The organism is Pseudoxanthomonas sp. YR558 (assembly GCF_900116385.1).
In the GTDB taxonomy this organism is placed as follows: domain Bacteria; phylum Pseudomonadota; class Gammaproteobacteria; order Xanthomonadales; family Xanthomonadaceae; genus Pseudoxanthomonas_A.
The window spans coordinates 1,149,952-1,166,353 of record NZ_FPCI01000001.1 but is presented as its reverse complement, the minus strand read 5'-3'; the positions used below and the strand labels follow the sequence as shown (position 1 = coordinate 1,166,353).

Annotated in this window: 12 protein-coding genes; 7 read left to right on the top strand and 5 right to left on the bottom strand. The window is 67.5% G+C overall.

Annotation, left to right across the window (positions count from 1 at the left end; genetic code table 11):
• Nucleotides 1–74: 74 nt before the first annotated feature.
• The 3 genes from BM365_RS05570 to typA are packed head-to-tail and all read right to left on the bottom strand — an operon-like array spanning nucleotide 75 to nucleotide 4,040.
• On the bottom strand, nucleotides 75–1,673 hold the full coding sequence (locus BM365_RS05570; RefSeq protein ID WP_093487348.1) for an amidase: 1,599 nt from the start codon (nucleotides 1,671–1,673) through the stop codon (nucleotides 75–77).
• A 51-nt stretch (nucleotides 1,674–1,724) separates the two neighbouring features.
• A complete protein-coding gene (locus BM365_RS05565) occupies nucleotides 1,725–2,195 on the bottom strand; it encodes a DUF2127 domain-containing protein (RefSeq protein WP_093489515.1) in 471 nt (156 codons plus the stop codon).
• A 15-nt stretch (nucleotides 2,196–2,210) separates the two neighbouring features.
• The gene (typA, locus tag BM365_RS05560; RefSeq protein ID WP_093487346.1) at nucleotides 2,211–4,040 is read right to left on the bottom strand and encodes a translational GTPase TypA; all 1,830 of its coding nucleotides are present in this window, start codon (nucleotides 4,038–4,040) and stop codon (nucleotides 2,211–2,213) included.
• Between the two features lie 278 nt (nucleotides 4,041–4,318).
• Between typA and BM365_RS05555 the strand changes: the two genes are divergently transcribed.
• From BM365_RS05555 to prpE, 6 genes are all read left to right on the top strand, one after another.
• Nucleotides 4,319–4,816, top strand: coding sequence for a peptidylprolyl isomerase (locus BM365_RS05555; RefSeq protein ID WP_093487344.1), 498 nt, complete (start codon nucleotides 4,319–4,321; stop codon nucleotides 4,814–4,816).
• 54 nt (nucleotides 4,817–4,870) lie between these two features.
• Nucleotides 4,871–5,647, top strand: a complete 777-nt coding sequence (locus BM365_RS05550; protein ID WP_093487342.1) for a lysozyme inhibitor LprI family protein — start codon at nucleotides 4,871–4,873, stop codon at nucleotides 5,645–5,647.
• Between the two features lie 130 nt (nucleotides 5,648–5,777).
• The gene (locus BM365_RS05545; RefSeq protein WP_093487340.1) at nucleotides 5,778–6,980 is read left to right on the top strand and encodes a pyridoxal phosphate-dependent aminotransferase; all 1,203 of its coding nucleotides are present in this window, start codon (nucleotides 5,778–5,780) and stop codon (nucleotides 6,978–6,980) included.
• A gap of 79 nt (nucleotides 6,981–7,059) precedes the next feature.
• Nucleotides 7,060–8,043 (top strand): malate dehydrogenase, encoded by a 984-nt coding sequence (locus BM365_RS05540; protein WP_093487338.1) that lies wholly within the window; start codon nucleotides 7,060–7,062, stop codon nucleotides 8,041–8,043.
• A gap of 122 nt (nucleotides 8,044–8,165) precedes the next feature.
• On the top strand, nucleotides 8,166–10,613 hold the full coding sequence (locus BM365_RS05535) for a S9 family peptidase (RefSeq protein WP_233210850.1): 2,448 nt from the start codon (nucleotides 8,166–8,168) through the stop codon (nucleotides 10,611–10,613).
• Nucleotides 10,614–10,764: 151 nt separating this feature from the next.
• Complete coding sequence (prpE, locus tag BM365_RS05530; RefSeq protein ID WP_093487334.1) at nucleotides 10,765–12,666, top strand: propionate--CoA ligase; 1,902 nt, start codon at nucleotides 10,765–10,767, stop codon at nucleotides 12,664–12,666.
• Here prpE and BM365_RS05525 read toward each other — a convergent pair whose 3' ends face one another.
• On the bottom strand, nucleotides 12,667–14,067 hold the full coding sequence (locus BM365_RS05525) for a M14 family zinc carboxypeptidase (protein WP_093487332.1): 1,401 nt from the start codon (nucleotides 14,065–14,067) through the stop codon (nucleotides 12,667–12,669). It abuts the gene before it with no gap.
• 73 nt (nucleotides 14,068–14,140) lie between these two features.
• On the bottom strand, nucleotides 14,141–15,358 hold the full coding sequence (locus BM365_RS05520; RefSeq protein WP_093487330.1) for a citrate synthase family protein: 1,218 nt from the start codon (nucleotides 15,356–15,358) through the stop codon (nucleotides 14,141–14,143).
• A gap of 146 nt (nucleotides 15,359–15,504) precedes the next feature.
• Between BM365_RS05520 and prpB the strand changes: the two genes are divergently transcribed.
• Nucleotides 15,505–16,389 carry a methylisocitrate lyase gene (gene prpB / locus BM365_RS05515; RefSeq protein WP_093487328.1) on the top strand — a complete coding sequence of 295 codons (885 nt, stop codon included), beginning with the start codon at nucleotides 15,505–15,507 and terminating at the stop codon, nucleotides 16,387–16,389.
• Nucleotides 16,390–16,402 lie beyond the last annotated feature (13 nt).

Genomic DNA, 16,402 nt, shown 5'->3' with positions numbered 1-16,402 from the left:
CGGCTATGACGCCACGAACCCGTGGCGCCTGCAAGCGTTCCCTTGCGCCGGACGACTCACCTTGAGAGGCGCTGTCAGCGCCCTTCGGCGCGTGCGGGCAGGGTGGGCCAGTATTCGGGCGGCTTGCGCGCCCGTGTGCGCTGTTCATAGTCGTAGCCCAGCGCGATCAGGCGTGCCTCGCTCCAGGCGGGCCCCATGAACGTCAGGCCCAGCGGCAGGCCGTCGCTGTGGCCCATCGGAACGGTCAGGCTGGGGTAGCCCGCGACCGCCGCAGCGCCGTAACCGGCGCCGGGGAAATGGTCGCCGGCCTTGTGGTCGGTCAGCCACGCCGGGCCGGTGGTGGGCGCGATCAGCGCATCCAGTTGCTGCGCCTTGAGCGCCGCATCGATGCCTTCCGGTCCTGCCAGCCGCCGCGCCCGGCTGCGTGCGGTGATGTAGTCCGCCTCGCCCAGGCCGCCCTTGTCGTTGGCGCGCTCGAACAGGTCCTGACCGAAGTACGGCATCTCCGACAGCCGGTACTGCTCGTTGTAGCCGATCAGCTGCGTCAGCGTCGTCAGCGGCGCCTTGCGTTCGGCCAGGTAGCGCTCCAGGCCGTGCTTGAACTCGTAGAGCATCAGGTTGAGTTCGTCCGTACTCCATTGCCCGTCGGTGGGAATTTCCGCATCGACGATGACGGCGCCGGCCTCACGCAGCACCTGGAGCGCCTCCTCCAGCGCGGCGGCGGCGTCGGGGTGGATATCCGCCTTGCTCCGCAGCACGCCGATGCGCGCGCCCTGGAGCGCGCCAGGCTTCAAGCGGGCGCTGTAGTCCAGAGTGGTGTTCCAGGCGGCGTTGATCGTCGCGGCGTCGCCCGGGTCCCGTCCCGCCAGCACGCCCAGCAGCAGGGCCGCATCCGACACGCTGCGGGCGATGGGTCCGGCCGTGTCCTGGCTGTGGGAGATCGGCAGGATGCCTTGCCGGCTCACCAGCCCTACCGTGGGCTTCAGGCCGACCACGCCGTTGACCGCCGCCGGGCACAGGATGCTGCCATCGGTTTCGGTGCCGACACTGATCGCGGCCAGATTGGCCGAGACGGCGACGGCGCTGCCCGAGCTCGAGCCGCAGGGATTGCGGTCCAGCGCGTACGGGTTGCGGGTCTGGCCGCCACGACCGCTCCAGCCCGAGGTGGAATGCATCGAACGGAAGTTCGCCCACTCGCTCAGGTTGGCCTTGCCCAGGATCACCGCGCCGGCTTCGCGCAGGCGGCGCACCAGGAAGGCATCCTGACCCGGGCGGAAGTCCTTCAGCGCCAGCGAGCCGGCGGAGGTCGCCATCGGGACGGCGTCGATGTTGTCCTTCAGCAGCACCGGAATGCCGTGCAGCGGCCCGCGCACGGCGTTGGCGCGTCGCTCCACGTCGCGCAGCGCGGCTTCTTTGAGCGCATCGGGGTTCAGTTCGATGACGGCGTTGAGTTGCGGGCCGGCCTTGTCGACGGCCGCGATGCGGTCCAGGTAAGCCTGCGTCAGCCGGCGGCTGTCCAACTCGCCCGATTGCATGCGCGACTGCAGGTCGGCGATGTCGAGTTCGGCGTAGATGAAGTCGGTGGGGGCCGGCGGAGCGGCCGCCTGCGGCGGCGCCGGCTGGCAGGCCGCCAGGGCGAGCATCAGGCCGAACGGCAGCAGGGATCGACGCATGCGGACACCTTCGCGAAGTTGCCGCAGGCTACGCAGCCGTCGCCCTGCGCGTCAAATCCGCTTGCGCCGGCGGATGTCGCGCCAGAGCACCCACACGATCACCAGGTTGACGATGAGCAGCGCCCACGTATGCCAGCCGGGGTGGTGGTAAAGCGCGTAGACATCCAGCGGGAGGTAGGCCGCCGAGCCGATGCAGCCCAGCCACGAGGCCCACGCGCGGGCGCGCCACAGGCCCCAGGCTTCCAGCAGGCGCATGCCGGCGTACACGGCGATGATCAGCACGGCCACGTGGACCGACTCGGGGTTGATGCGGTCCAGCCACTGGCTCATCACGCCGGGACCGGCGTCGGGGATGAAGCGGGTGACGATCGCCTGCACGCTCTCGCGCAGGCGATCCGGGCCGAACGCCAGCAGTCCGCCGGCAAAGGCGAGGGCCAGCACGCCCTTGGCGCCCTCGAACAGGGCGATGGCGTGCAGGCCGGGATGCGCCTTGGGGTCCGGGTTGTAGGCGGTCTCGTCCAAGGCGCGGCGCGGCAATCAGGCCGCGCGGGAGGCGCGCTTGCGGTCGCTCTCGGTGAGGAACTTCTTGCGCAGGCGGATTTCCTTCGGCGTGATTTCCACCAGCTCGTCGTCGTCGATGAAGTCCAGCGCCTGCTCCAGCGAGAACTTGATCGCCGGGGTCAGCTGGATCGCATCGTCCTTGCCCGAGGCGCGCATGTTGGTCAGCGGCTTGGTCTTGATCGCGTTGACGGTCAGATCGTTGTCCTTGGAGTGGATGCCGATCAGCTGGCCTTCGTACACGTTGTCGCCCTCGGCGGCGAACAGCTTGCCGCGCTCCTGCAGCGGGCCGAGCGAGTAGGCCGGCGTGGCGCCCGGCGCATTGGCGATCATCACGCCGTTGAGGCGCTTGGCGATGGCGCCCTGTTCCTTCGGACCGTAGTGGTCGAACACGTGGAACAGCAGGCCCGAGCCCTGGGTCAGCGTCTTGAACTCGTTCTGGAAGCCGATCAGGCCACGCGCCGGGATCTGGTAGTCCAGGCGCACGCGGCCCTTGCCGTCCGGCTCCATGTTCTTCAGCTGGCCCTTGCGGACGCCCAGCTTTTCCATCACGCCGCCCTGGTGGTTCTCTTCCACGTCGACGACAAGCTGCTCGATCGGCTCCATCTGCTGGCCGTCGATTTCCTTGATGATCACTTCCGGGCGCGACACGGCCAGCTCATAGCCTTCGCGGCGCATGTTCTCGATCAGCACCGACAGGTGGAGTTCGCCGCGGCCGGAGACCAGGAACTTGTCGGCGTCTTCCAGCTGCTCGACCTTCAGCGCGACGTTGTGCACGGTCTCGCGCTCCAGGCGCTCCTTCAGCTGGCGGCTGGTCAGGAACTTGCCGCCCGACAGATCCTTGTTGCCGGCGAACGGCGAGTTGTTGACCTGGAAGGTCATCGAGATCGTCGGTTCATCGACCGTCAGCGCCGGCAGCGCTTCCGGGGTGTCCAGCGCGCAGACGGTGTCGGAGATCGTCAGGTCCTGGATGCCGGAGATGGCGACGATGTCGCCGGCTTCGGCGCTGTCCTGCTCGATGCGCTCCAGGCCCAGGAAGCCCAGCACCTGCAGCACCTTGCCCTGGCGCTTCTTGCCTTCACGGTCGATCACGGCGACCGGCATGTTCTTCTTCAACGTGCCGCGCTGGATGCGGCCGATGCCGATCACGCCGACGAAGTTGTTGTAGTCCAGCTGGCTGATGCGCATCTGGAATGCGCCTTCCGGATCGACTTCCGGCTTCGGCGCGTGCTTCATGATCGCTTCGTACAGCGGGGTCATGTCGCCGCCGCGCACGCTGTCTTCCAGACCGGCATAACCGTTCAGGGCCGACGCGTAGACGATCGGGAAATCCATCTGCTCGGGCGTGGCGCCCAGGCGGTCGAACAGGTCCCACACCTGCTCCACGACCCACTCCGGACGCGAGCCGGGGCGGTCGACCTTATTGATCACCACGATCGGCTTGAAGCCCATCGCGAACGCTTTCTGGGTGACGAAGCGCGTCTGCGGCATGGGGCCGTCCATCGCGTCGACCAGGATCAGGACGGTGTCGACCATCGACAGCACGCGCTCGACTTCACCGCCGAAGTCGGCGTGGCCGGGGGTGTCGACGATGTTGATGCGGTTGCCATTCCAGGTGATGGCGGTGTTCTTCGCCAGGATCGTGATGCCACGTTCCTTTTCCTGATCGTTGCTGTCCATCACGCGCTCAGCCAGCACGGTGCGCTCGGAGAGGGTGCCGGACTGCTTCAGCAGCTGGTCGACGAGGGTGGTCTTGCCATGGTCGACGTGCGCGACGATCGCGATATTGCGGAGGTTTTCGATGGACATGGATTCTGGGATCGGAAAAACGCACCCGGGTACCCCCTTCGAAGGGGCAGGGCGCGAGGACGGGGAGGAAAGAAGGCGGCGTATTATAGCGGGCTATCGGGTGCTAAGCACCTGATTTTCCGAATAACGCCAGAATGGATGCCGTCAACCGGGAAGGAGCGCCCTTGAAATCGCCCCGGATCGTCGTGATCTGGGATTCAGACGGCGCCTGAACGGGCGTCTGCCTTCCTTGGCGATCCCCGCGGCCCGCCCCCTTTCTACCCCTGGAGAACCACCCGATGAGCCAGCTGACCGCCACTTTCGACACCTCGCGCGGCCCGATCACGATCGAGCTGTACCCCGACAAGGCCCCGCTGACGGTGGCCAATTTCGTGAACCTGGCCAAGCGCGGTTTCTACGACGGCCTGAACTTCCACCGCGTGATCCCGGACTTCATGATCCAGGGCGGCTGCCCGGAAGGCTCCGGCCGCGGCGGCCCGGGCTACCGCTTCGAGGACGAAACCACCAACGGCGTGCGCCATGAGCGCGGCGTGCTGTCCATGGCCAATGCCGGCCCCAGCACCAATGGCAGCCAGTTCTTCATCACCCACGTGCCCACCCCGTGGCTGGACGGCAAGCACACGGTATTCGGCAAGGTCACCGAAGGCCTGGACGTGGTCGATGCGGTGAAGCAGGGCGACCTGATCACCAAGGTCACCATCGAAGGCGACGCCGAGGCCGTGCTGGCCGCCAAGGCCGAGCGCGTGGCCGAGTGGAACCGCTTCCTGTCGGCGTAATCGAATGAAAGGGCCGGTCAGCGTACCGGCCCTTTCTTTTTGGGGAGCACGATCATGAAGGACCATTGCCGGCGCGCGCTGCGCGCGGCCCTGCTGCTGGCCGCTGTCCTGGCGCTGGGCGCGTGCAACAAGGGCACGGACACTCCGCCGGATCCCGTCGCAACGACCGCCGTGGAGGCGTCGGCGGAGCACTTCCAGCAGAGCCTGGAAGGCCTGTGGAGTACGAATCACAGCGAAGGCGACGACGCCGAGACCCTGTACGCCATTGCCTGGCAGCCCGACGCCGGTCTGCAGGTCGTGCGTGACGGCGCCTGGCTGGATGGCAAGGTGGAGGACGTCGACCTCGACAATGGCACGCTGGCCCTGCACCTGGCCTCCGACACCGGGCCCAGCGAGACGGTGACGTTGCGCAAGCTGCAGGACCAGAGCGGAAACGGCTTCACCCTGCGTATCACCTGGGGTGCCGGCCAGACCGACGACCTGGGCTTCGTGCGCCGGCTGACCGAACGCGACCGCAGCGAGCTTGCCGCTGCCGTGGCCGCGGCGCAGGCACCGGATCCCGCAGCGGAATGCGAAACCGATGCCCCGGCGGGCAGCGTCCGCGCCACCCTGGTCTGCGGGCATGAGGAGTTCGGCGCGCTGGATGCCGGGATGCGAAAGCAGTTCAAGGAACTGGCGGATCGCTATCCCGACGGCGACCGCACGGTCCAGGCCGCCACCCGCCAGTTGGACGCTTGCGATACCCCTGCCTGCCTGCGCGCGGCGTACGCGCAGTGGCAAGCGTATTTCGACGAGAACTACGACCTGGGCGACGTGGTGGATTACCAGTAGCCGCGCCCTGCTGTGCGGCCCGGGGTAGACCATGGGCTAGTCGGTCGCGGCGGGGTGGCGTGATACCATTTTGCGCCGCAAAAAAAGACGGCGGCGACGCTCCCTAACCGTTTCCACGCGAGGTTGTGCAATGCCCCTGCTTGCCCGGCGCATCGGTCGCGCCAAGCCAAGTGCGATCATGGCGGTGGCCGAAAAGGCCAAGAAGCTGAAGGCCGAAGGCCGCGACATCATCAGCTTTTCGATCGGCGTTCCCAATTTCCTGCCCGGCGACCACGTCTACCAGGCCGCGCGCGACGCGCTGGCGAAGGACTCCGGCCAGTACGGCAGCAACCGCGGCACCGACGCGCTGCTGGATGCGTTCCTGCAGCACATCGAAGCGCTGGGCCTGACCGGCTACACGCGCGCCAACGTGTCCACCGGCATCGGCGCCAAGCACATCCTCTACAACCTGGCCGAGTCGCTGCTCGACGAGGGCGACACCATCGTCTATCCGTCGCCGTACTGGACGACCTACGCCGACATCGCCGACATCGTCAACGCGAAGGCGGTGCCGCTGCCGTGCCCGGCCAGCCAGGACTACAAGCTGACGCCCGCGCAGCTCGACGAAGCGCTGACGATCCACACGCCCAAGGTGTTCCTGTTCAACAACCCGTCCAATCCGACGGGCATGGTCTACACGCGCGAGGAAGTCGCCGCGCTGGCCGACGTGCTGGTGAAGCATCCGGAGACCTGGATCGTCACCGACGACATCTACAACCGCATGCTGTTCGACGGGTTGGCCTACACGAACTTCGTGCAGGCGCGGCCGGAACTGCGCGATCGCACGGTCTTCGTCGATTCGCTGTCCAAGACCTATGGCATGCCGGGCTGGCGCGTGGGCTTCATGGCCGGTCCCGAGGTGGTCGCCAAGGCGCTGACCACGATGAACTCCAACCACATCACCAACGTGCCGGAAGTCGTCACCGCCGCGGCCATCGCCGCGCTGACCGGCCCGCAGGACGTGCCCGTCGCGAAGAATGCCGAATTCCAGGCCAAGCGCGACCAGGTGCTGGCCGCGATGGAAGCCATCCCGGGCGTGGTGTGTCCGCGTCCGCAGGGAGCGTTCTACGTGTTCCCCGACATCAGCTGCGCCTTCGGCAAGTCGCATGAGGGCGTGAAGATCGAGAACGACGTCGACTTCTGCAATGCGCTGCTCGAAGCGAAGGGCGTGGCCTGCGTGCCGGGCTCGGCGTTCGGCGAGCCGCGCGCGCTGCGCATCAGCTACACCTGTCCGACGCCGCAACTCGCGCCGGGCCTGCAGCGCTTCCAGGAATTCTTTGCCGAACTGAAGTAACCGTTGCGTGGGCGCAGGCCCACTCTTTCCCCACGCGGTGGGCCGACGCCCACCCTACGAAACCCCGAGGAACCGCACCATGAAAACCCCCGTCCGTGTTGCCGTCACCGGCGCTGCTGGCCAGATCGGCTACGCGCTGCTGTTCCGCATCGCTTCCGGCGAAATGCTGGGCAAGGACCAGCCGGTCATCCTGCAGCTGCTGGAGCTGCCGCTGGAGAAGGCCCAGGCCGCGCTGAAGGGCGTGATCATGGAGCTCGAAGACTGCGCGTTCCCGCTGCTGGCCGGCGTCGTCGGCACCGATGATCCGGAAGTCGCGTTCAAGGACGTCGACGTGGCCCTGCTGGTCGGTGCGCGTCCGCGCGGCCCCGGCATGGAGCGCAAGGACCTGCTGCTGGAGAACGCCAAGATCTTCACCGCCCAGGGCGCCGCGCTGAACAAGGTCGCCAGCCGCAACGTCAAGGTGCTGGTGGTCGGCAACCCGGCCAACACCAACGCCTACATCGCGATGAAGTCCGCGCCGGACCTGCCGTCGAAGAACTTCACCGCCATGCTGCGCCTGGACCACAACCGCGCGCTGTCGCAGCTCGCGAACAAGGCCGGCGTGGCCGTGGGCGATATCGACAAGCTGGTCGTGTGGGGCAACCACAGCCCGACCATGTACCCCGACTACCGCTTCGCCACGGTCAATGGCCAGTCGCTGAAGGACAAGATCAACGACGCCGACTGGAACGCGAACACCTTCATCCCGCAGGTCGGCAAGCGCGGCGCCGCGATCATCGAAGCGCGCGGCCTGTCGTCGGCCGCTTCGGCCGCCAACGCCGCCATCGACCACGTGCGCGACTGGGTGCTGGGCAGCAATGGCAAGTGGGTGACGATGGGCATTCCGTCCGACGGCAGCTACGGCATCCCGGAAGGCGTGATGTTCGGTTTCGCCGTCACCACCGAGAACGGCGAGTACACGATGATCAAGGACCTGCCGGTCGACGATTTCAGCCAGAAGGCCATCGACAAGACCCTGGCCGAGCTGGAAGAAGAGCGCAGCGGCGTGGCCCACCTGCTCTGATCGCGGGCATGTCGCAGGCGATGAAGAAAGGGGTGGCGCGAGCCACCCCTTTTTTTGTCGTGTTACTTTCGGGTTTTCCACACAGGGGGTGCAGGATGCGGAAGGGAAAGATGTTGTGGGCCATGGGGTTGGCCTTGGCGATGCCCACGCTAGCAGTGGCGCAGGAGGCGCGATACCTGCAGCCTCCCGAGCCGCTGCTGCAGGTGTTCCGTGCACCGCTCAATCCGTCGCCGTCGCTGGACCCCACGGGTACGCGCGCGATCCTGATCAGGCAGTCGCAGTATCCGCCGATCGCCCGTGTCGCCGAACCCTATCTCAAGCTCGCCGGCGTCCGTGTGGAGCCGCGCAACCACAGCCGCCACGATCGTTCCAATGGCTACGGCATCCGGACCTGCCTGGAGAGCTTCAGCGTGCTGGAGCTGGCCAGTGGCAAGGAAACTGCCGTCGCGCTGCCTGCGGGCGCCTGCCCGGGCAACCCGTCGTGGTCGCCGGACGGCACCCGGTTCTCCTTCGACAACACCACCGACGCAGGCGTGGAGTTGTGGGTCGGCCGCGCTGCTGACGGCCAGGTGCGTCGCGTTGAGGGCGTGAAGCTCAACACCATCCTCGGCGGGGCCGTGCAGTGGCTGGGCGACAAGCCCGCGCTGCTGGTGAAGCAGGTGCCTGCCGACCTCGGTGCGGCGCCGGCGCGTTCGGCCGTGCCGCCGGGCCCGGAGATCAAGGAGGCCATCGCCGGGAAGGGCGAGAGCAGTACGTATGAAGCGCGCGACACGTTGTCCGGTCCCGAAGACGAGACCCTGTTCGACTACTACGCCACGTCGCAGTTGGCGGTGGTCGATGCCGACAGTGGCACAGTGACGCCGGTGGGCGCCAAAGCCGTGTACGGCGCCGTCGACGCGGCGCCGGACGGTCGCCACGTGTTGGTGGAAGTGCTGGCGCGCCCGTACTCCTACGTGACCACCTGGCAGCGCTTCGCCAAGGACCTGGGTGTCCTCGATGTGAGCAATGGTCGTGTGACGCCGCTGGCGAAGCTGCCTGTCGCCGATCGCGTGCCCGTGCGCGGCGTTCCCACCGGTCCGCGCAGCCACGCGTGGCGCGCCAACCAGCCGGCGACCCTCGTATGGGCCGAAGCGCTGGACGGCGGCGACTGGAAGAACGAGGTGCCGGCCCGCGACCGCCTGCTGATGCTGGCGGCGCCATTCACCGGCAAGCCGAAAGAGATCGCCCGCCTGAAGCAGCGCTACGCCGGCGTCGCGTGGTTCCGCGATGGCGGCCGCGCGCTGACGCATGAGTACGATGCGAACCGCAACTGGCAGACCACGACGCTCGTCGATGTGGACAAGCGCGGCACGCCGGCGCGCGTGCTATGGGACCTGTCCAGCGATGAGCTGTACGCCGACCCCGGCAACCCGGAGTACGACCGACTCCCCAACGGCGCATGGGTGTTGCGCGAGGAAGATGGCGCGTTGTTCCTGAGCGGCATGGGCGCCACGCCACAGGGCAACCGGCCGTTCCTCGATCGCTACCTGCTCAAGGACGGCAGCACGCGCCGCCTGTTCCGCAGCGACGCAGCCGCGTATGAGGTCTTCGTCGGATTCGAGGGGGACGACACTCGGCGCCTGCTTACGTGGCATCAGTCGCCGAAGGATCCACCCAACCTGCAGCGGCGCACGCTCGGTGATGCCATCGAGACCGCCAACCCGGCCGAAGCGACGGTGCGCTCGGAGATCGCGCCGCTGACCCGCTTCCCGGACCCCACGCCGCAGGTGCGCGACATCAAGAAGCGCCTGGTGACTTACAAGCGCAAGGACGGCGTGGAGCTTTCCTTCACCCTGTACACGCCGCCGGGCTACAAGGAAGGCGAACGCGTCCCCGCGATCCTGTACGCCTATCCGATGGACTACGCCGATCCTTCGAAGGCCGGGCAGGTGAGCGGTTCGGAGCAGACCTTCACGCGCCTGTCGAACTATCGCCTGCTGTTGCTCGCCGGCTACGCCATCATCGACAACGCATCGTTCCCGATCGTGGGCGATCCGAAGACGGCTTACGACACTTATCTGGAGCAATTGGTGGCGAACGCAGAGGCCGCGGTCGACAAGGCCGTCGAACTCGGCGTGGTCGATCGCGACCGCATCGGCGTCACCGGGCACAGCCACGGTGCACTGATGGCGGCCAACCTGCTGGCGCACTCGGACATGTTCCGCGCCGGCGTGGCGTCCAGCGGCGGTTACAACAAGACGCTGACCCCGTTCGGCTTCCAGAATGAGCGCCGCTCGTTCTGGGCGGCACCGAAGGTGTACGACCAGGCCTCGACGTTCTTCCACGCCGACAAGGTCAACGAACCGCTGCTGATCGTACATGGCAGCGACGACGCCAACCCGGGCACCGAGTCGCTGCAGTCGCCGCGGTTGTTCCAGGCCATCCGCGGCACGGGCGGCACGACACGGCTGGTGATGCTGCCGTTCGAGCCTCACTGGTACACGGCGCAGGAATCGAACGAGCATTTCATCGCCGAGATGCTGGCCTGGTTCGACCGCTACGTGAAGCCTGAGCCCGCCACGCGGAAGTGACGCTCCACTGCTACGGTTTCAAGGAAACGCCGGGCCCATGCCCGGCGTTTTTCTTTTGGGTGCGACGGAATGTCCCATGCGACCAAGGTAGGAAGGTTGCGGCGGCGGGGCGGGTCTATGCTGGTCCCGATGTCGGATCTGGGAGGTTCGCATGGCATACGAAGACGTCTATCGGCGCTCGATCGAGCAGCCCGAGGCCTTCTGGGGTGACGAGGCGAAGGCCATCCATTGGCACGTGCCGCCGCGGCAGGTGCTGGAGTACTCGCAGCCGCCGTTTCGTCGCTGGTTCGTCGGCGGCCAGACCAACCTCTGCTACAACGCGGTGGATCGCCATGTCGCCGAGCGCGGCGACCAACTGGCGCTGGTGGCGGTGTCCACCGAAACCGATGTCACCCGCGAAATCAGCTATCGCGAGCTGCATCGCGAAGTGAACGCTTTCGCGGCCGTGCTCAAGCGGCTGGACGTGGGCCGTGGCGATCGCGTGGTCATCTACATGCCAAACATGGCCGAAGCCGTGTTCGCGATGCTGGCCTGCGCGCGCATCGGTGCCGTGCATTCGGTGGTGTTCGGCGGCTTCGCTGCGCACAACCTGGCGCTGCGCATCGACGACGCGCAACCGAAGCTGTTGATCGCCGCCGATGCGGGCAGCCGTGGCGGCAAAGTCATTCCGTACAAGGCGCTGGTCGACGAGGCATGCGCGAAGGCGAGCACGCCTCCGGCCAAGGTGCTGATCGTGTCGCGCGGCCTGGATGCGGCGGAGCCGAAGGTCGCCGGTCGCGATGAGGACTATGCGACGTTGCGCGCCGCCGTCGGCGATGCCGAGGTGCCGGTCGAATGGCTGGAGTCGAACGAGCCCAGCTACCTGCTCTACACCTCCGGCACCACCGGCAAGCCGAAGGGCGTGCAGCGCGATGTCGGCGGGTATGCGGTCGCGCTCGCGCTGTCCATGCGCACGGTGTTCGACGTGGGGCCGGGGCAGGTGATGTTTTCCACGTCCGATGTCGGTTGGGCGGTGGGGCATTCCTACAACGTGTACGGCCCGCTGATCGTCGGTGCGACTTCGGTGCTCTACGAAGGCCTGCCGATCACGCCCGATGCCGGCATCTGGTGGGCGCTGTGCGAACAATACGGCGTGCGCACGATGTTCTCTTCGCCGACGGCGGTACGCGTGCTGAAAAAGCACGACATTGATTTCATCAAGCGCCACGACTTGTCGGAGCTGAAATACCTGTTCCTCGCGGGCGAGCCGCTGGACGAGCCGACGGCGCACTGGATCACCGATGCGATCGGCAAGCCAGTGATCGACAACTACTGGCAGACCGAGACCGGTTGGCCGGCGCTGACGCTACTGCCGGGCCTGGACATGAAGCCCGTGCGGTTCGGTTCGCCCGGGTTCCCGAACCTCGGCTACAAGATGAAGGTGATCGACGAAAGCACCGGCGCGGAGGTCGGACCCGGTCAGAAGGGCGTGCTGGTCATGCAGCCGCCGTTGCCGCCCGGGTGCATGACGACGATCTGGAACGACGACGCGCGCTTTCTCTCCAACTACTTCAGCCACTTCAAGGAATTGCTGTACAGCTCGCTGGACTGGGCGATCCGCGACGAGGACGGCTACACCTTCATCCTCGGCCGCACCGACGACGTCATCAACGTGGCCGGCCATCGCCTGGGCACGCGCGAGATCGAGGAATCCGTCTCCGGGTTTCCTGCCGTGGCGGAGGCCGCCGTGATCGGGGTGGCTGACGAACTGAAGGGTCAGGTGCCTGTGGTGTTCGCGACGCTGCGCCAAGCCACCGACGAACCGCACGAACGCGTGCAGGCCGCCGATGGCATGCGACGCACGGTGGAGCAAAGTCTGGGCGCGGTCGCGCGGCCGGCGCGCGTTTACATCGTCAACGCGTTGCCGAAAACGCGCTCGGGCAAACTGCTGCGGCGCTCGCTGCAGGCGCTGGCGCAGGGCGCCGATCCCGGCGACCTGTCGACGCTGGACGATCCCAATGCGCTGGAGGAAGTGAAGCGCGCACTGCAGCGCGGCCCGGACGTCGGCAGCTGATCAGGGCTTCGGCGGCGACGGCGTCGCCGGGTCCACGCTGCCATCCAGCGTCCACACCACGTCGCGGCCCTGCGGATCGCGGCTGAGCACGAAATGCGCGCTGGCGCCGGGTGTCAGCGGCAGCGGCGAGGGCGGCTCGTCGTTGTCGCCGTCGTCGTTGGCTTCGATCAGCGTGCGTTCGCCCGCATGCCCCGGCAGCGGCACGATGAACAGTCCTTGTGCGTCGATGCGACGCCGTGCCCTCGTGTTGCCCAGGTCGCCCACGCCGGCGATCGCGCCGTCGGTTTCCGCCAACGGGTTGCGGAAGTTGACCAGCAGGTCGGCCTTTGTCGGCGGGTGCCCCGGCACCGACAGCGTGCCGCCACGCACCAGCAGATCGGGCCACACATCGCCGTTTTCCGGCAGTTCGCGGTAGAGCCCATGCGGCACGCCGGCGTGGCTGCCGGTCGCGATGCTGTCCAGCGCGGCCACCAGGCCGAGGAAGTAGAGCTTGCGCAGGCGCTGCTTCTGCACGTCGCCCTCGATGCCGCCCGCTTCGATCAGTACCGTGCTGGCGCCCCATTGCGTGGTGAGGTCGCCGAACGCGCGCGGGTCGAAGGTTTCGTCCCAGCGTGCAATGTGGCCGGCCAGATAGGGTTCCAATGCCGTGCGGATCACGCCGGCCACTTCGATGGCGCGCGTGCGCACATCGTTGACGTCGGCGGCGTGGTTGTAGGGCGGCGACAGCAACGCGATGGCGGTACCGCGATCGGAATCGCCGGCGCGATAGCCGACACGCTGGTCGTGCAGGTTGAAGCCGTATTTCGGTTTCACCCGGTCGTACAGCGCTTTCAGCGTGCGTGCTTCCGGCGTCGCCAGCATGCGTGCATCGCGGTTGATGTCGATGCCCTGCACGTTGCGGCGCTGGAACCGCGCGGCACCGTCGGGATTGAGGATGGGCAGGACGTGCAGCGTGGTGCTCGCCCGCAACGCCTTCACCTGCGGATCGTCCGGGTGTTCGCCGAGGTAGCGGAACAGATCCGCCAGCACCATCGAAGCCGTGCTCTCGTCGCCATGCATCTGCGACCACAGCAGCACCTGCGTCTTGCCTTCGCCCCAGCGCACGTGGCGCAGCGGACGGTTTTCCACGCTGCGGCCGATGTCCTCCACATGGAAGCCACGCGAGCGTTCCAGCAGCGGCGCGGCGACGGTCCACCAGTGCTCTGCCGTGAACACGCGGTCGTCCAGCCCGGCCGCGCGCAGGTCGCCGTCGTAGCGCGCATCGAGCGCCGCCAACCACACGGGCGGAGGCGGCACTGGCGTGGAGACCGCAGTCGATGGGTGCGGGTTGGAAGCGTTCCGGGCGATGGTGGTCGGGGTCATCATCGTCAGCAGCAGGCACAGGACGAGGGCAGGGCGCATTGCGAGCGATACGGTGGACGGACGTCTGCAGGGTCCCTGCACGCGTCCGCGATGTCAAACCCGCGCGCAAGCGTCACGCCGGTGGCGTGATGCCGGTGTAGCTGGCGCGAGGACGGATCAGACGGCCCTGCGCCTGCTGTTCCAGCGCGTGCGCCAGCCAGCCGGCGAGGCGGCCCGCGGCGAACATCACCAGCGCGGGCGTCGCCGGCAGGCGATTGAGGTGGCAGATCGCCGCAAGCATGAAGTCGATGTTGGGGCGCAGGCCGCTGATGTCTTCGGTGGCGGCGATCAGCGTTTCCAGTGCGGCCATTTCGCGCTCGCCTGCGTGGCGTTCGCGTGCGCGCGCCAGCAGCTCGGCACCGCGCGGATCGCCCTGCGGATACAGCGCATGGCCGAAGCCAGGAAGATCATCGCCACGCTGCCAGCGCTCGCTGATGAAGCGGCGCGCGTGGCCGGCTTCGCGGGCATCGGCGATGAGTGCATACGCACGTGCCGTCGCGCCACCATGACGCGGCCCGGATAGCGCGGCAAGGCCGCTGCAGACGGTGGCGTGCAGGTGTGCGCCGGTGGAGGCGACCACGCGCGCCGCGAAGGCGGAGACATTCAATTCGTGGTCCGCGCAAACGACCAGCGCGGCACGCACGAGGTCGGCGAATCCGTCGTCGCCCGGATGCCAGGCCTGCGCGAGCACGCGATGCACCGGCGCGCCGGAAGGCGGCTGTGCGACCAGCAGCGCCGCGTTGTGGCGCAGCAGTCCCGCGGCGATCTCGTGGCGCACGCGGGGCGCCGAATTGAAGGAGTGGCGCACGTCCAGCGCCAGCAACGGGATCGCCGCCATCGCGCGCTCCAGCGGCGGTAGCGAGGCATCGGAGGCGAGCGGCGCGACGACCGGCGGCCACGGCGGCGACGAAGGCGCGGCGAACGGGTCCTCCTCGCCGCAGTCCCAGAGTTGCCGCGCGACGTCTTCCAGCGAGGCGCCGTCGTGGACCATGCCGATCGCCGAACGACCGCGGTAGTAAGGGCCGTCCGGACGGATCAGGGAGATCTGCGTTTCCAGCACGGGCAGGCCCCGGTCCAGGCTCTGCGCGGCACCGCGCGCCGCGCCGCGCCCCACCTGTTTGCGCTGGGCTAGGCGCTCCACGTCCTGGCGCAGGTAGAGGCGGCTGCGGTGGTCCTTGCCCGGGCGGGATTCCAGCAGGCCACGGCTGACGTAGGCGTACAGCGTGGCCTGGCTGATGCCGAGCAGGCGGCAGGTGTCGCGGGCGGACAGGAGGTCGGTCGCGGAGGCCATCGAGAAATATTGATTCGTTCGATCAAGATTGATCAACCCTGAGGATGGTGCCAGATTTGCGTCCCGAAGAGGGGCGTACCCTTCACGCACCTCCGGCACCGGCCCCAGGCCGAGGCCGCTCGCTGACCGATGAGGAGTCACGTCGCATGAGCACCCCGTCCGCAGGCGCGCAGTTCCGCGCCGCGCTCGCCGCCGAATCGCCCCTGCAGGTGATCGGCGCGATCAACGCCAACCACGCCCTGCTCGCCAAGCGCGCCGGCTACAAGGCGATCTACCTGTCCGGCGGCGGCGTCGCCGCAGGGTCGCTGGGCCTGCCCGACCTGGGCATCAACACGCTGGAAGACGTGTTGATCGACGTGCGCCGCATCACCGATGTCTGCGACCTGCCGCTGATGGTCGACATCGATACAGGCTTCGGCCCCAGCGCGTTCAACATCGAGCGCACGGTGAAGTCGCTGATCAAGGCCGGCGCCGCCGCATGCCACATCGAGGACCAGGTGGGCGCCAAGCGTTGCGGCCATCGTCCGGGCAAGGAAATCGTGTCCGCCGGCGAGATGGTCGATCGCGTGAAGGCGGCCGCCGATGCGAAGACCGATCCGGACTTCTTCCTGATCGCGCGCACCGACGCCATCCAGGTCGAAGGCGTGGACGCCGCCATCGAGCGCGCCATCGCCTGCGTGGAGGCCGGCGCGGATGGCATCTTCGCCGAAGCCGCCTACGACCTGCCCACCTACCAGCGCTTCGTCGATGCGGTGAAGGTGCCGGTATTGGCCAACATCACCGAGTTCGGCAAGACGCCGCTGTTCACCCGCGACGAACTGGCCTCGGTCGGCGTGGCGATCCAGCTGTATCCGCTGTCGGCGTTCCGCGCGATGAACAAGGCCGCGGAGAACGTGTACGAAGCGATCCGCCGCGACGGCCACCAGAAGAACGTGGTCGACAGCATGCAGACGCGCGAGGAACTGTACGACCGCATCGGTTACCACGCCTTCGAGCAGAAGCTCGATACCCTGTTTTCCGCAAAGAAGTGACGTAGGGAGTCCA

Bases quoted from the DNA above. Each gene is read 5' to 3' on its own strand.
- BM365_RS05545 (WP_093487340.1), top strand. From the start codon at position 5,778: ATGCCCCTGCTTGCCCGGCGCATCGGTCGCGCCAAGCCAAGTGCGATC.
- BM365_RS05535 (WP_233210850.1), top strand. From the start codon at position 8,166: ATGGGGTTGGCCTTGGCGATGCCCACGCTAGCAGTGGCGCAGGAGGCG.
- prpE (WP_093487334.1), top strand. From the start codon at position 10,765: ATGGCATACGAAGACGTCTATCGGCGCTCGATCGAGCAGCCCGAGGCC.
- BM365_RS05525 (WP_093487332.1), bottom strand. From the start codon at position 14,067: ATGCGCCCTGCCCTCGTCCTGTGCCTGCTGCTGACGATGATGACCCCG.
- BM365_RS05520 (WP_093487330.1), bottom strand. From the start codon at position 15,358: ATGGCCTCCGCGACCGACCTCCTGTCCGCCCGCGACACCTGCCGCCTG.
- typA (WP_093487346.1), bottom strand. From the start codon at position 4,040: ATGTCCATCGAAAACCTCCGCAATATCGCGATCGTCGCGCACGTCGAC.
- BM365_RS05555 (WP_093487344.1), top strand. From the start codon at position 4,319: ATGAGCCAGCTGACCGCCACTTTCGACACCTCGCGCGGCCCGATCACG.
- BM365_RS05570 (WP_093487348.1), bottom strand. From the start codon at position 1,673: ATGCGTCGATCCCTGCTGCCGTTCGGCCTGATGCTCGCCCTGGCGGCC.
- BM365_RS05550 (WP_093487342.1), top strand. From the start codon at position 4,871: ATGAAGGACCATTGCCGGCGCGCGCTGCGCGCGGCCCTGCTGCTGGCC.
- prpB (WP_093487328.1), top strand. From the start codon at position 15,505: ATGAGCACCCCGTCCGCAGGCGCGCAGTTCCGCGCCGCGCTCGCCGCC.
- BM365_RS05540 (WP_093487338.1), top strand. From the start codon at position 7,060: ATGAAAACCCCCGTCCGTGTTGCCGTCACCGGCGCTGCTGGCCAGATC.